This window comes from Arthrobacter sp. alpha11c (assembly GCF_054149985.1).
Genome location: NZ_CP196747.1, coordinates 3,751,364 through 3,764,230 on the forward strand (window position 1 = coordinate 3,751,364; position 12,867 = coordinate 3,764,230).

Sequence of the window (12,867 nt, forward strand, 5' to 3'; positions counted from 1 at the left end):
ACCCCTGCCATGAAGATCCTTATCAGCAACGCCACCCTGGTGGATGGAACCGGAGCGGACCGCCGCCCGGCGGACGTCCTCCTGGACGGTGCCGTGATTGCCGCCGTCGTCGACGCCGGTTCGCTCACCGCAGCGTCAACCGGCGCGGACCGCGTTATCGATGCCACTGGCTTGGTCCTGAGTCCTGGGTTCATCGATATGCACGCGCATTCTGACCTGCAACTGCTTGTTAACCGGCAGCACTACGCAAAGCTCAGCCAGGGCGTCACCACGGAACTTTTGGGCCAGGACGGCCTGTCCTACGCACCAGTGGATGATGCCACGCTCGCCGGTGTCCGGGAGAAGATCGCTGGTTGGAACGATAACCCCGCGGACTTCGACTGGAACTGGCGGACCGTGGGCGAGTACCTGGACCGGCTGGATACCGAGGTCACCGATGCGGACGGCACCACAGGCCGCATCGCCACCAATGCCGCCTACCTCGTTCCCCAGGGAACCGTTCGCGCCATGGTGATGGGCTTCGCAGAAGGTGATCCCACCCCGCAGCAACAGCAGCAGATGCAAGACGTGATCCGCACGGCGATGGAGGAGGGCGCCGTCGGAATGTCCTCCGGCCTGACCTACACCCCGGGCATGTACGCGCAGACCGAAGAACTCGCGGGCCTCTGCAGGACCGTGGGCGAGCTGGGCGGCTTCTATGCACCGCACCACCGTTCCTACGGCAAGGGCGCACTGGATGCCTACGCGGAGATGATCGGCCTGAGCCGGGACACAGGATGCGCCCTGCACCTCTCCCACGCCACCATGAACTTCGCGGAGAACAAGGGCCGGGCAGGTGAACTCCTGGAGCTCATCGATAACGCGCTGGCTGACGGCGTGGACATCACCCTGGACACCTACCCCTACCTCCCCGGAGCCACCACGCTCTCCGCGATCCTCCCCAGCTGGGCATCGTCCGGAGGCACCGAAGCGACGCTTGCCCGCCTTGCGGATGCCGACACCCGCGCCCGCATCCGGGAAGCCGTGGAGATCTACGGATCCGACGGCTGCCACGGAGTAGTTGCCGAGTGGGACACCCTTGAAATCAGCGGCGTCCAGAACCCGGCGCTCGCAGGACTCGTGGGCAAAACCATCAAGGACATTGCCGCCGAGAGTAACGAGGAGCCGTTCGATGTCTTCGCCCGCATTCTCACCGAAGACCGCCTCGGCACCGGCATCCTGCAGCACGTGGGGCACGAGGAAAACGTCCAGGCCATCATGAAACACCGCACGCACACCGGCGGCAGCGACGGCCTCCTGGTCGGCGCCAAGCCACACCCCCGAGCCTGGGGAACTTTCCCGCGCTACCTCGGCCACTACTCCCGCGATCTCGGATTGCTCAGCCTCGAGGAAACCGTCCATCACCTGAGTGGGCGTCCGGCCGCGCGACTCAAGCTCCACAAAAGGGGGCTGGTTCGCGACGGCTACGCGGCCGACGTCGTGCTCTTCGACCCGGAGACCATCCGCGACGAAGCCACTTTTGAGAATCCCCGCCAAGCCGCCAGCGGCATCCATTACGTCTTCGTCAACGGCGCAGCAGCGATCGACGGCGGCCGGCCCACCGGTGCCTGCGCCGGCCGTGCCCTGCGTCGAAGCAGTGACGGACTCACCCGAGAAGGAAAGAAGCACCACCCATGACTCCTGAAGAATTCATCCAGCAGCTTGAAGCCGACCGCACGCTGGCCGTCGTCCGCGCTCCGTCCATCACGGACGCCGCGGATCTCTGCCGGGCATTGGCCGACGGCGGCATCCGCAGCGTGGAACTGACGTTCACCACCCCGGATGCGCTCAAGCACGTCAAGCGCGCGGCAGAGACCGCCGCAGACCATGGTGCCGCCGTCGGAATTGGTACGGTCCTGACCGCAGACCAAGCCCGCGCAGCGATCGACGCCGGGGCCAAGTTCCTGGTGACACCTGGCATTCGGCCCGAGGTTGCAGCAGTCGCTGTGGCCGCCGGCATACCCTTCAGCCTTGGCGCCATGACGCCCACCGAAGTGGCGCAGGCACTTGACCTGGGGTCCGGCGTCGTGAAGATTTTCCCTGCCCGGCAACTCGGCCCGGCGTACCTGAAGGACCTGCAGGGCCCCTACCCGGGCATCCGCCTGTTGCCTTCGGGAGGCATCGACGCTTCCAACGCAAAGAGCTACCTCGACGCCGGTGCTGCCGCAGTCTGCTGCGGCACCAGCGTGGTCCCGCCCGCAGCAGTCGCTGCAGGCAACTGGGCAGACATCGCGGCCCGTGCCGCCGCGTTTACCGGCACCCTCAAGTAGGACTCACCCAGAAAGAAATCCCCATGAATGAATTCCTCGAATGGCTGCGGCATGACACCGCCGGCCTGCTCCTCCTGGCAGGCGCGGGCATCGCCCTCCTGCTGTTCCTGATCATCAAGGTCAAGCTCGAACCGTTCATCGCCCTGGTGGGAACCGGCGTGATCGTGGCCTTGGTGGGTGGGGTCTCGGTTGAAGCGTTGGTCGGCTCGGCCACCAAGAGCAGCGACGCCCTGATTGAGAAGGGCTTCGCCGGCATCCTTGGCCACATCACCGTGATCATCGGCCTCGGTACAGTGCTCGGTGCCATCCTCGAACGCTCTGGTGGCGCGGAAGTGCTGCTCGGCAGGCTCGTGAAGATCTTCGGCGAAAAGGGCACCCCGCTCGCCATGGGCATCACCGGCTTTGTGCTGGGTATCCCGGTATTCTTCGATATCGGCATCTTCGTGCTGGCGCCGTTGGTTTACGTGGCTGCAATTCGCGGCGGCAAGTCGCTGGCACTGTACGCGCTTCCGTTGCTGGCTGGCCTCTCCGTGACACACGCCTTCCTGCCACCGCACCCCGGGCCCGTTGCCGCCGCCGGCCTGTTCCATGTTGACCTTGGCTGGATCATTCTCATGGGCCTGATCTGCGGCATCCCGGCCTGGTTCGCCTCCGGTATTTTGTGGGGCACGTGGATCGGCAAGCGTGTGATGGTCAATGTTCCCGAGGACCGCATCGTTCCCGAGGCTGAGGAAGCCCGCGGCCACGAGCCGTCCATCGGACTGGTGCTGTTGGCCATCGGCCTGCCCATGATCCTCATCCTTGGCGGCACGTTCGGCAACATCTTTGCTCCGGCTGGTGTCTTCCGGGACATACTCCAGTTCTTCGGCAACCCGGCCATCGCGCTGACCGTCGCCGTGCTGCTGGCCATGTGGCTCCTGGGCATCCGACGCGGCATGAGCTCCGCCGAACTGAGCGAAATCACGGGTTCATCGCTTCGTCCCGTGGGCATGATCCTGCTGGTTGTTGGCGCCGGTGCCTTCTTCGGCGCAGTTCTCTCGGCCACCGGTGTTGGCAAGGCTGTGGCCGACTCGCTGGCCCAGGCCGGCCTGCCGATCATCCTCTCCGCCTTCGTGATCAGCGCGGGTATGCGCATTGCACAGGGCTCGGCAACCGTGGCCATCGTAACCACTGGTGGCATCCTGGCCCCAAGCCTGGCCTCCGGTTACTCCCAGCCGCAGCTCGCCCTGATCGTGGTGGCCATCTCCTCCGGGTCCATCATTGCCAGCCACGTCAACGACGGCGGCTTCTGGATCATCTCCAAGTACTTCAATATGTCCGTCAAGGACACCTTGAAGACCTGGACCGTCCTGGAGACAGTGTTGTCCATTGTGGGCTTCGCAATGGCGGCGCTGCTGTACACGTTCGTGAGGTAGCTGAGAGCGGGTTAAACAAAGAGCTCCGGAGTGCGTTATTGGGGGATACGCACTCCGGAGCGGTCTTTGAGCAGGTGCTTTCGCCGTCCTGCAGTAATCACTCTACGTTGGGCGGCACGGCATTGCCACCACCTCGAATAAGTACTTTCGCTTTAGTTTTTACGGGCAGCTTCCTGGGGCTTTTTCTGCGGCACAATCAGCACGGGCCGGCGTTGGTGGTGGCTCAACCATGCCGCCACAGAGCCGTTCAAAGCCTCGGAAATGCGGTGTCCCAAGCCAGGTTCCGGCGTTCCGACAATGATCATCGAGGCGTGGATGTCCTCGGCGAGTCGGCCGAGGGCTCGTGCGGGGTCTCCAGCGAGCAACCGCAGGGTCCAGTCCGCCGAACCACCATCCATGGCCTCGCCGATGACCTTGCCCAAATCACTGCGAACAGCTGCGACGTCCTCGTCATCCTTCTCCGGATGAAGCGACATTCGGTGTGTCTCCCGCGCCGGGTCCCATTCCACGAGGTAGCTGGCCTCATCCACGTACGCACAAACCAGCGGCACGCCGAGTTGCTCAGCCAGCGTCCGGGCCGTTTGCAGCACCTCCACATGCTGGTCGGGCAAGACGCCGACAACCAAAGGAATCCGTCCGCTGAAATTCTCCGCAGCCATACCTTATTGTTGCGCCGCGAGGTGTCCTTGAACAGGCTGTCTGCCCACCCAACCTAGTTGGGCTGGGGCGGTTTGTTCCACGTCAGCCGCACCTTGAAGTTGGACGCAGTGCTGGCCGATGCAATGAAAGCCCCCGCCTCGGCGTGAAGGTCTATCCCGAACTCCACGCTGACCTCGTCCGGCCGGTTCTCCAAGCTCAGGAGCTCATCAATCACGCCCTGCACGGCGGGTCGGACATGCTCGAGGGCCCGTTGGAACGTCTGCTGCGCCCTCGCGAAGACGCCGGAATGATCCCCCGCATGATCGCCACCCCGGGTCACCATGCTCCCGGCTGTGCTCGCGACCTCCACAACTACCGTTCCGCCGTCGTCGGTGGTGAACTCAACCAGCCGGCTCATGGCGTCGTTCCCGCCTTGGCAGCAGGCCCCGCTTCAGTGGCCGGCCGAAGCCGCCGTGCCATCACGACGAACACAACGCCCACCGCGCAAAGAAGCATCAGATGCAGCAGCAACGGCAGCGCCTGCGACATGTACCAGCTCTCCATGAACACGCCTTTCCCTTGGATCCAGATGATCGGTTGCAACACCGTGGGCAGCAACAGGAGCCACGCAAACGCTCGCCTGGCCGGGTCCTTTAGCGCCAGGATGCCCGCCCAAAGTCCGAAGGCGGCCAGGATAAAACTGGCCACGACGGCGGTCACTTCCACCGTGTAGTTCAAGCCGGCGAGCCCAAAGATCGCCGCGGAAAGCACGACGCCGGTCATCGCAACACGCGCTGGTACGGTCCGTTCAGGCAGCCCGGCCACCATGAGCAGCAGATAACCGAGTGGTGCCAGCAGGCCGTACAAGATCCGGAGCACGATGTCGCCGCCGTTGTCCTGCCAGTAAGTTTCGTCGAACCACATGAAGAACACCACGATGCACGCCCCCAAGCCGCCCGCCACCGCCAAGGCCGCACCGCCCCACGCGAGCGGTGTCCAAGCGAGGGCTGGTTGCAGCGGTTTCGGGGATGGAGTGCTCGACGCCGGCGCTTGGGTAGGTGCCGGGACCCGGGTGGGTGCCGTTGCGGGGGTCGCCGTTGGCCGCCGTGGCTCTGCGGGCAGGTCCGCTGCCGTATAGGAACCTCTTTCCGGGGAAGCTTGCTTTGCTGGCTCCGGTTCTGGTGGCTTCGCCTTCTCGATCTCAGCCCTCGCCGCACTCGCAAGTCCGTCCGGATCGGCCGCGGTCGGATCGAGCGTCGCAAGTTCGGCTGATACATCCACCAGGGCTCCCCATGAGCCCAAAGACGAGTGGTAGCGCAGTTCGCCCTGGAGGTCGGAGATGCGTTGACGGCGCTCGCAGTCCTGCCGGCGTTTTGCTGCTTCGGGGAACTCCGGATCTTCCTGCACCAAGGCAAAGCCGTCCGCCGCGGCCAGCCAATCGCCGGCCTCTTCAGCGGCGAGTGCCTCACGGTAGTGGCGGGACATGTCCAATCGATGCTGTGCGCTCTCCCTTAGCGCCGTGGCGTCACGGTAGCCGGGCTCCAAGGTCAGGAGGTCATCGAACAATTCAACGGCTTGCTCGAAACGCCGTGCCCTGAGCTCTGCGGAGGCCTGGACATAAAGGGCGCGCAATTGGGCTCGCTTCATGGCTTGGTCGGCATTGGTTTGTGCGGCCCTCGCGGCAGCGCCGTCTCCCGCGCCAGAGCTTCCCGGGGCCTGCAGCGGGACTGACGTTTGCCCGCCCAAGGTGGGTGCCGGCGTCGGGACCGTAGCTTGGCTGGCTTGCCCGCCCGAGGTGGGTGCCGGCGTCGAACGTGCTTCCGAAACCGCTGCGCGTGGCGTGCCGCGCAGCGTGAAGAGTTGAGTGGAGCCGCCGCGGACGTAGAGGGCCGGAGTGACCCATTCCAGTGTGCCGTCCGGGCTGGCCATGACCGAGATGCGGCCGACGCGTGCTGCCTCGTCCACAGTTCGGCCGTTGGCGATCGCGGCGTAGAAGCCGTGGGCGAAGGCGATGGCCGCGGAGTCGCTGATGGCGAACTGCATTGCCGCGACGGCGCCTATCCCGCTCCTGACCAACGAGGAAGCGGTGCCGGAAAAGAGGTCCGATTGGCCCATCTCACCTGAGGAACACGAGTTCAACACAACGAGCCGCGGGCGTGGTGCGGCAACACTGAGCAGGGCCATGAGCCGCACGGCGCGGACCATTGCGGCCCTGCCGTCCGGCCCCACCAGGGCGATCCTGCCTTCATCGGTCCGGGAATCGTAATCACCGTGGCCCACGAAATGGACCACATGCCACGGCCCGGCCAGCAGCATGGACTGAACGTCGTCCCAGGTTCCGCTCCTGGACCAGACCAGTTCCACGCGTCCCTCGGCTACAGGACCAGCCAATGCCCTGGTCAGGTGGTCCTTCTCGGCATCGACGTCGAGGGTAGGAAGGTCCCTGGGCGAAGCGACGATGCCCAGGATCCGCAGCGGGGGAGCCACGTCCAAGGGATTCTGGTTGTAGTCGGGGGCAGGGATATGCCGCAACAGGGGTTCTGTTTGGCACAAGTACGTTTCGGTTTCGGGGTCGAAGAGGGTCTCCCATGGCATGGTTGCCAATTCCGGGGCGGCAAGCCGCAAGACCACCCTGAGTTGCTGGCCGGCGTGTTGGGCCGCGCCAAGGCTGGCCCGGTACGTGCCGTAGACCTCGCGCGTGAACAAAGCCTGGAACAACTGCTGGCCAACTTCGCGGACTGCCATCTCGGCCACGGGCATCGTGCGGCGGGCAGCCACCGCGGAGGCAAGAACGGTGGCTTCAAGTTGGGGCAGCCGGTCCAGGATGCCGTCAACGTCCAAGGTGAACATCCCCGAAGCGTGGCCTCCGCCGGAGCACGGACCACGTGCACCGTGTATTCGCCGCGTGCAGAGCCGGTATCGATCTCCAGCTCGATGTCACAGTCCATCGCGGATCCCTTGTGCGAGCGGGCGTCGGCACGGGTTCTTGAAACCTGTGCGCCAGCGTCCTAGGTACAGATTGGCCCTTCGCCCGATTCCCCACAAGACCCTGATAGCGGGGGCGCTTGCGGAGCGACTCTTGGAGGACGGCAGCCCTTGTAGACGAACCGGCCCCGGCCTACGGTTAATCCGAAGGAAGGTGGTCTGCGATGGAAATCTTCATGTGGTGGCTGGACCTGCACTTGGACAGCAAGGAGTGGCTACGCGAAAACCTGCGTGCCGAGGAACTCCCGTTGCAGGTCCTGCAGCATATTGCCGAGGCTGGCGGCCCTCATCCAGACAAGGTCAGTGGGGTGCTGACGTTGCAGGATTGGGACTTCATTGAGACGCAGTCGGAGTTCGTGGACTAAGGCAGGGCCCGAGCCAACGTCACAGAAGGCCCGTTTACTTCTGCTCCAGAGGTTCTTCGTGGAGAGCATTCTGGAATTGACTGACCATTTCCTTGCGGAAGGCATCGAAGTCTCCGGCCAGAGCAAGCTCAGCTAATTTCTCGTGCTCAACAGCGATGTCGTGCAGGTCGCTATAGGTGCGGTGATCGACCGCCAGGTAGAGACGCAACTTGTTCTCCCACCCGTTCCACACGTTTTGCAGCGCGGTGTTCCCCGAAAATTCGTAGAAGAGCCTGTGGAAACGAAGGTGGGCGTCAATGCTGGCGGGGATGTCGTTGGTGTCGGTGGCCCGGTACAGTTCCTCGATGGTCTGCTTGAGCCGGAGCCGCTCGGGACCCCGGAGGGTAGGGGCTGAGAGTTCGGCAGCGTAGGGCTCGACGAGTACCCGGATCGACGCGATCTCCGCGACGTCGCGAGCACTGACCTCTACAACGAAGGATCCCCGGAAGGGGATCTTGACCACCAGACCTTCCTCCTCGAGTTTGGTCAGCGCCTCACGGAGTGGGGACCGACTGATACCCAGATCTGCGGCGATGTGCGTCTCGCGAAGTTGTTCCCCAGGAGGCACAGTTCCGTTCAGGATGGCGGTACGGAGTACGCGGTAGACACCATCCGGCGTCGTCATCCGCTGTTCCTGCCACGTGAACTTGCGGTCCATGTTCCGCCTCCCTTGTCGATTGTCGATTATACCGAGGCTAGCTCGTCTTGAACCGTTCCGGGCGCACGAATTCCAGGCCATCCAGTGAGTGTTTGCCGAGCGCCTCGTACGCGGCGATGTGGCCGAAGCCCGTGGCGTTTTTGAATCCGCCTCCGGAGAAGCCCGTAGCGAAGTAGATCCTGCTCGACTCGCCGAGCCAGCCCAAGAGAGGATTCCGGTCCTCCGTGTAGAGGTCAGGGAAGGCGTCGGAGCGGACGATGCTGGGAACCAGGCCGGGGAGGAATTCGCTGACGGTTTCCAAAGTGTCGGCAATTTCGGCTGTTGAGAGTTCCCTGGGGAAAGCATCGGGGTCCGTTGTCACCGTGCCCCGGCCGTCCAGGGTGGCTTTGACGGTAACGCCGTCCACCGCAGGAGCTCCGTACATGGAGCGGTCCTCGTACATGCGGCTGAAAGTGGGGAACTTCTCCGGGGTGAACTGGGCTGCGTCGCGGGCAACGAACCAGCTCAGGAAAACCCTGCGGGTTTCCGTGTGTGCCTTCAGGTAGTCAGGCATGAGCCGCTGGGACCAACCCCCTGAGGCGACGATGACGTTCTCGAAAGTCCAGGTACTGTCCCCGGAGGTGACGACAACGCCGTCGTTGGTGTCCCGGATGCCGGTAACGGGAGTGTTGTTAAGGACCGTTGCCCCGTTGGCTTGTGCAGCGGCAATGGCGGCCGTTACTGCACGGTCGGTCCGTAGGACCCCGGCGTTGGGATCGAACACCGCGGAGTCGTCGGTCCGGAGGTTGTGCTGGGGGTAGCGTTCAGCCATTTCCTCACGGCTCAGGAGTTGGTGGGCAGCCCCATTGGTCCGGGCAGTCTCCAGAACGCTGCGCAGGTATGGCCCGTCGGTGGTGCCGATGGAGAGTCCGCCACAGCGGGTGAGGATGTCCTGTCCGGTTTCTGCCTCGAGTTCCGCCCAGAGATCGCGTGAGCGCTCCAGGATGGGGTAGTGCGCCGGGCTGCCGCGGTAGATCATGCGGAACAGCCGGGTGTCCCCACCTACGGCGCTGCGTCCATGGGCCGGGGTGTGTGCTTCGAAGCCGACCACGGAACCGGAAAGACGGGAGGCCTGCCAGAGTGCCATGCTACCGATGCTGCCCAGGCCGATGACGGCGAGTTTTCCATCCATGGCTTAGAGCACCTCGATCTCTTTATTCATGAACAGCACGGTGTCTGCTGTTGGGCGGGCGAAGCCCATGCTTCTGTGACTGATGGTTTGCATGAGGGGAGCACGTCTCCTAGTTGAGCTTGGCTTCGGTGATGGCGCCGGATTCAAGGCCCCAGTTGGCGAGGGACTTCTTGTACTCCGGGCTGTTCAGGACGGACTGGACGGCGGCCTGGAGGGCGGGGGTCAGGGGAGAGCCCTTTTTCAGGCCGATAGCCGTCACGTCACTGGAGCCGACGTTGACCTGGGGAGTCAGGATGGTGAACGATTTGGGCTGCTGCTTCTCGGCCCAGGCGAGGGAAGTTGTGTCGTAGAGGATGCCGTCGATCCGCTTGGACGCCAGCTGCGTGAGGGCGTCCTGGACGTTGGGCAGGGTCACGGCGTTGATGGCTGGTTGTCCCTTGGAGGTGCAGGTCTGTTCCGAGAGAGCCGGGAGGCGCTTGAGTTGGCCGGTGGAGCCAGCTGTGACGGCAATGTTTTTGCCGCACAGAGTTTCGTTGGTGAGTTTCAACGGATTTCCAGCGCTGACTGCCACTGAGTTGCCGGCCTTGAAGTAGTCGATCATGTCCAGGACCTTCAGCCGCTCCGGTGTTGGTGCCATGGTGGTGACCGTGAAGTCGTAGCGGCCACCGTCAATGCCCGGAATGATCGTGTCGAAGACGGTGTTCTCGAACTTCAGCTTCAGGCCGAGTTTCTTTGCTATCAGGCGGGCAATGTCCGGGTTCAGGCCGATCGGCGTCGAGTTGTCTTCAGCGAGGAACGTCGTCGGCGGGTAGTGCAGGTCCATCGCGACCGTCAGTTCGCCCTTGTCCTTATAGGACGCGGGCAACAGGCTCACAGCCTTTTCGTCAGGCTGGACGCCCTCGGAGATATCGGCCGTTTTGGGATCTGTTGGGGAGGTGCTTGTTGACCCGCCACAGCCGGTGAGGGCCACCAGCATTGCAAACCCTGCGGCTGCAGCCTGGATCCTGCTTATGGTCTTCATGATGTACCTCCGCGGGCGTTTCAAATGAAGGTTTTTGGATGGTTCGTTATTCGTGAAGTCCGGCGAGCCTGCTGCCGAATCTGGCCAGAAGGGACGTCTTGGTGGAATCCTTGCGCTCTTCCCACTGATCAGCAAGACCGAAAAGCCGGTACATGCCGTGAACACCCAGCCAGCGAATGGGTTCCGGTTCCCATTTCCGTGCCCGGTAGCCAACCCAGGGGAGTGTGGTCCGTTCCGTTTCCCGTTCGAAAGCCAATTCCGCGAGTGTTCGGCCGCCCACGTAGGCGGCGGTAACACCGTGTCCGGCGTAGCCGGTGGACGATCCGATTCCGGAGGCCTGGTCCCACTGCACGCCGCCGTTCCAGTCACGGGTAACGCCCAGGACTCCGGACCAGGCGTGGTCCACTTCGAGATGGATACCCGGGAAGAAGGACCGAAGCTTTGTGGAGATCAAGTCCACAGTGGACTGGGCTGTGGCACCGGCGCCCCCTGTACCGGAGCCGTAGCGGTAGGGCCTCCCGCGGCCGCCAATGGCGATGCGGCCGTCCGCTGTTCGCTGCGAATAGATGAAAGTATGTGCGGAATCGCTCAGGCACTGAAGCCCGTTCCAGCCGATCTGCTCCCAGGCCTCCTCGGACAGCGGCTTGGTCACGATCATCGAGGAGTTGATCGGTATCAAGGCCCTGCTGCCCAGGAGTTGCCCGGAGTAGCCTTCCGTGCAGATGAACTTTTTGGCCGCCGTGACCTGTCCGTTGGCCAAGGTCAGGGTCTTGCCGTCAATACTGTTTATCCGGCTGTTTTCGTAGATCTCCACGCCCATGGACGTGAGGGTGTCCGCGAGGCCATAGACAAGTTTCGCCGGATGAATGCGGGCGCAGGGCTTGTAGAAGAGCCCGCCGTGGACTGTGGAGATGTTGATCTTGCTCTGGAACTCGTCCCGATCGAGCAAGTGGACATCGTCTTCGGTCAACCCATACTTCCAGTCGGCGTCCCGCCTGGCTACCAGCCGGCCCAGCCCCGCCTTGGTGTGGGCAGCGACGAGCGCGCCGCCCTTGTGCTGATCCGCGTCGATACCCTCGGCCTGAAGGATATTAAGGACGGAGTCGACGCCGGTCACGAACTCCTGCTGCAATGCCCGGCTTGCGTCCAGCCCATCTCCTGATGCGCGGGCGAAGGTGGCCCGGTTTCCCGGGGGCATCGCAGAAAGCCAGCCGCCGTTTCGCCCGGAGGCTCCGTAGCCGATCTGTTCTGCCTCAAAAACCGCGACCTCGAGTGAGGGTTCGAGTTTCTTGGCGAAGTATGCAGCCCAGAGGCCTGTGTAGCCACCGCCTATGATGGCCAGATCCACGGACCCCTGCCCTGCGAAACGCGGGTATGCCGGCCGGTTTTCCGCGAGTCCTGCCATCCAGAAGCCGAGGTCTCCGTTTCGGGGTGTTGCTGTGAGGGCTTTCATCGTTGTCCTACTTTGTGGGGAGTTGGTGAGCCAGTGGAAGGCGGTGTGGTGTTCAGGCGGCCGTGTAGCCGCCGTCGACGGGCAGTACCGCGCCGGTGATGTAGGACGATTCCGGGGACGCCATGAAAAGTATGGCGTCGGCGATTTCTTCGGGAGTGGCCAGGCGCCGGAGCGGGATCTGGCCCTCGCGTTCTGCCCGGTAGGCCTCAGGGTTCTCCCTGCGCTGGAACGATGCCTCGATGACCGGAGTGACGGTCAGTCCTGGCGCGACGACGTTGACGCGGATATTGCGTGAGGCCCACTCGATTGCAGCGCCCTTGGCGAGCATGATGAGGCCGCCTTTGGCTGCGGAGTAAAGGACCTCATCAGGCTTGCCAACCATGCCCAGCCGTGAACTGACCAAGACGAACGAACCTCCCGTGGCCGGCATCAACGGTGCAAAATGCTTCATCATCAGGAAGGAGCTGAGGAGGTTGCTGTGGAGCACGTTTTTGGCATCTTCATACGCCATCTCCGTCAGCGGGCCGCTTACCTGCAGGCCATGGTTAAGGACGACGACGTCAACGGTTCCGAACGCTTCGGCGGCCTGCCGGGCCAGGCCTTCGACGAACGCCTCGTCATTGAGATCTCCGGGGACGTACACGTCATCAGGTTGGGCGCTGTCGAGTTGCTCCCTGCGCCCGGTGAGCAGCAGCCGGGCGCCTTCGCGGCGGAAGTGGGAACTCACTGCTTCCCCGATTCCGCTGCTGGCGCCGGTTATGACGGCAGTGGTCTTATCAAGTCTCATGGTGGTCAGTCCTTGTACGGTGTGT

The 12,867-nt window shown here is 63.5% G+C and carries 12 protein-coding genes; 4 read left to right on the top strand and 8 right to left on the bottom strand.

Annotation, left to right across the window (positions count from 1 at the left end):
• Nucleotides 1-9: 9 nt before the first annotated feature.
• The 3 genes from ACTAQJ_RS17370 to ACTAQJ_RS17380 are packed head-to-tail and all read left to right on the top strand — an operon-like array spanning nucleotide 10 to nucleotide 3,724.
• Complete coding sequence (locus tag ACTAQJ_RS17370; RefSeq protein ID WP_498697950.1) at nucleotides 10-1,677, top strand: N-acyl-D-amino-acid deacylase family protein; 1,668 nt, start codon at nucleotides 10-12, stop codon at nucleotides 1,675-1,677.
• Nucleotides 1,674-2,309 (top strand): bifunctional 4-hydroxy-2-oxoglutarate aldolase/2-dehydro-3-deoxy-phosphogluconate aldolase, encoded by a 636-nt coding sequence (locus ACTAQJ_RS17375; RefSeq protein WP_431117261.1) that lies wholly within the window; start codon nucleotides 1,674-1,676, stop codon nucleotides 2,307-2,309. Before ACTAQJ_RS17370 ends, ACTAQJ_RS17375 begins: the two co-directional genes overlap by 4 nt.
• Nucleotides 2,310-2,332: 23 nt before the next feature.
• Nucleotides 2,333-3,724: a GntP family permease gene (locus tag ACTAQJ_RS17380; protein ID WP_431117260.1), complete on the top strand. Its 1,392-nt coding sequence runs from the start codon at nucleotides 2,333-2,335 to the stop codon at nucleotides 3,722-3,724.
• A gap of 152 nt (nucleotides 3,725-3,876) precedes the next feature.
• Here ACTAQJ_RS17380 and ACTAQJ_RS17385 read toward each other — a convergent pair whose 3' ends face one another.
• From ACTAQJ_RS17385 to ACTAQJ_RS17395, 3 genes are read right to left on the bottom strand one after another with little or no spacing between them, the layout of a single operon-like run.
• Complete coding sequence (locus ACTAQJ_RS17385) at nucleotides 3,877-4,383, bottom strand: universal stress protein (RefSeq protein ID WP_431117259.1); 507 nt, start codon at nucleotides 4,381-4,383, stop codon at nucleotides 3,877-3,879.
• A 53-nt stretch (nucleotides 4,384-4,436) separates the two neighbouring features.
• On the bottom strand, nucleotides 4,437-4,781 hold the full coding sequence (locus tag ACTAQJ_RS17390) for a CU044_2847 family protein (RefSeq protein WP_498697956.1): 345 nt from the start codon (nucleotides 4,779-4,781) through the stop codon (nucleotides 4,437-4,439).
• Complete coding sequence (locus ACTAQJ_RS17395; protein ID WP_498697957.1) at nucleotides 4,778-7,213, bottom strand: CHAT domain-containing protein; 2,436 nt, start codon at nucleotides 7,211-7,213, stop codon at nucleotides 4,778-4,780. Before ACTAQJ_RS17395 ends, ACTAQJ_RS17390 begins: the two co-directional genes overlap by 4 nt.
• Before the next feature lie 299 nt (nucleotides 7,214-7,512).
• Here ACTAQJ_RS17395 and ACTAQJ_RS17400 point away from each other — a divergent pair, with 299 nt between their 5' ends.
• The gene (locus tag ACTAQJ_RS17400; RefSeq protein ID WP_431117256.1) at nucleotides 7,513-7,713 is read left to right on the top strand and encodes a hypothetical protein; all 201 of its coding nucleotides are present in this window, start codon (nucleotides 7,513-7,515) and stop codon (nucleotides 7,711-7,713) included.
• A 34-nt stretch (nucleotides 7,714-7,747) separates the two neighbouring features.
• Here the strand turns inward: ACTAQJ_RS17400 and ACTAQJ_RS17405 are convergent, their stop codons facing one another.
• From ACTAQJ_RS17405 to ACTAQJ_RS17425, 5 genes are all read right to left on the bottom strand, one after another.
• Entirely contained in the window at nucleotides 7,748-8,410 is a 663-nt protein-coding gene (locus tag ACTAQJ_RS17405; RefSeq protein WP_498697959.1) for a GntR family transcriptional regulator, read from the bottom strand.
• 37 nt (nucleotides 8,411-8,447) lie between these two features.
• Entirely contained in the window at nucleotides 8,448-9,581 is a 1,134-nt protein-coding gene (solA, locus tag ACTAQJ_RS17410; RefSeq protein WP_498697961.1) for an N-methyl-L-tryptophan oxidase, read from the bottom strand.
• 109 nt (nucleotides 9,582-9,690) lie between these two features.
• The gene (locus ACTAQJ_RS17415; protein WP_498697963.1) at nucleotides 9,691-10,602 is read right to left on the bottom strand and encodes an ABC transporter substrate-binding protein; all 912 of its coding nucleotides are present in this window, start codon (nucleotides 10,600-10,602) and stop codon (nucleotides 9,691-9,693) included.
• Between the two features lie 46 nt (nucleotides 10,603-10,648).
• The gene (locus ACTAQJ_RS17420) at nucleotides 10,649-12,055 is read right to left on the bottom strand and encodes an NAD(P)/FAD-dependent oxidoreductase (protein WP_498697966.1); all 1,407 of its coding nucleotides are present in this window, start codon (nucleotides 12,053-12,055) and stop codon (nucleotides 10,649-10,651) included.
• Between the two features lie 52 nt (nucleotides 12,056-12,107).
• Nucleotides 12,108-12,842, bottom strand: coding sequence for an SDR family NAD(P)-dependent oxidoreductase (locus ACTAQJ_RS17425; RefSeq protein ID WP_442017246.1), 735 nt, complete (start codon nucleotides 12,840-12,842; stop codon nucleotides 12,108-12,110).
• Nucleotides 12,843-12,867: the final 25 nt, after the last annotated feature.

Excerpts from the sequence above, each read along its gene's own strand:
- ACTAQJ_RS17370 (WP_498697950.1), top strand. The coding sequence starts at position 10 with ATGAAGATCCTTATCAGCAACGCCACCCTGGTGGATGGAACCGGAGCG.
- ACTAQJ_RS17375 (WP_431117261.1), top strand. The coding sequence starts at position 1,674 with ATGACTCCTGAAGAATTCATCCAGCAGCTTGAAGCCGACCGCACGCTG.
- ACTAQJ_RS17380 (WP_431117260.1), top strand. The coding sequence starts at position 2,333 with ATGAATGAATTCCTCGAATGGCTGCGGCATGACACCGCCGGCCTGCTC.
- ACTAQJ_RS17385 (WP_431117259.1), bottom strand. The coding sequence starts at position 4,383 with ATGGCTGCGGAGAATTTCAGCGGACGGATTCCTTTGGTTGTCGGCGTC.
- ACTAQJ_RS17390 (WP_498697956.1), bottom strand. The coding sequence starts at position 4,781 with ATGAGCCGGCTGGTTGAGTTCACCACCGACGACGGCGGAACGGTAGTT.
- ACTAQJ_RS17395 (WP_498697957.1), bottom strand. The coding sequence starts at position 7,213 with ATGTTCACCTTGGACGTTGACGGCATCCTGGACCGGCTGCCCCAACTT.
- ACTAQJ_RS17400 (WP_431117256.1), top strand. The coding sequence starts at position 7,513 with ATGGAAATCTTCATGTGGTGGCTGGACCTGCACTTGGACAGCAAGGAG.
- ACTAQJ_RS17405 (WP_498697959.1), bottom strand. The coding sequence starts at position 8,410 with ATGGACCGCAAGTTCACGTGGCAGGAACAGCGGATGACGACGCCGGAT.
- solA (WP_498697961.1), bottom strand. The coding sequence starts at position 9,581 with ATGGATGGAAAACTCGCCGTCATCGGCCTGGGCAGCATCGGTAGCATG.
- ACTAQJ_RS17415 (WP_498697963.1), bottom strand. The coding sequence starts at position 10,602 with ATGAAGACCATAAGCAGGATCCAGGCTGCAGCCGCAGGGTTTGCAATG.
- ACTAQJ_RS17420 (WP_498697966.1), bottom strand. The coding sequence starts at position 12,055 with ATGAAAGCCCTCACAGCAACACCCCGAAACGGAGACCTCGGCTTCTGG.
- ACTAQJ_RS17425 (WP_442017246.1), bottom strand. The coding sequence starts at position 12,842 with ATGAGACTTGATAAGACCACTGCCGTCATAACCGGCGCCAGCAGCGGA.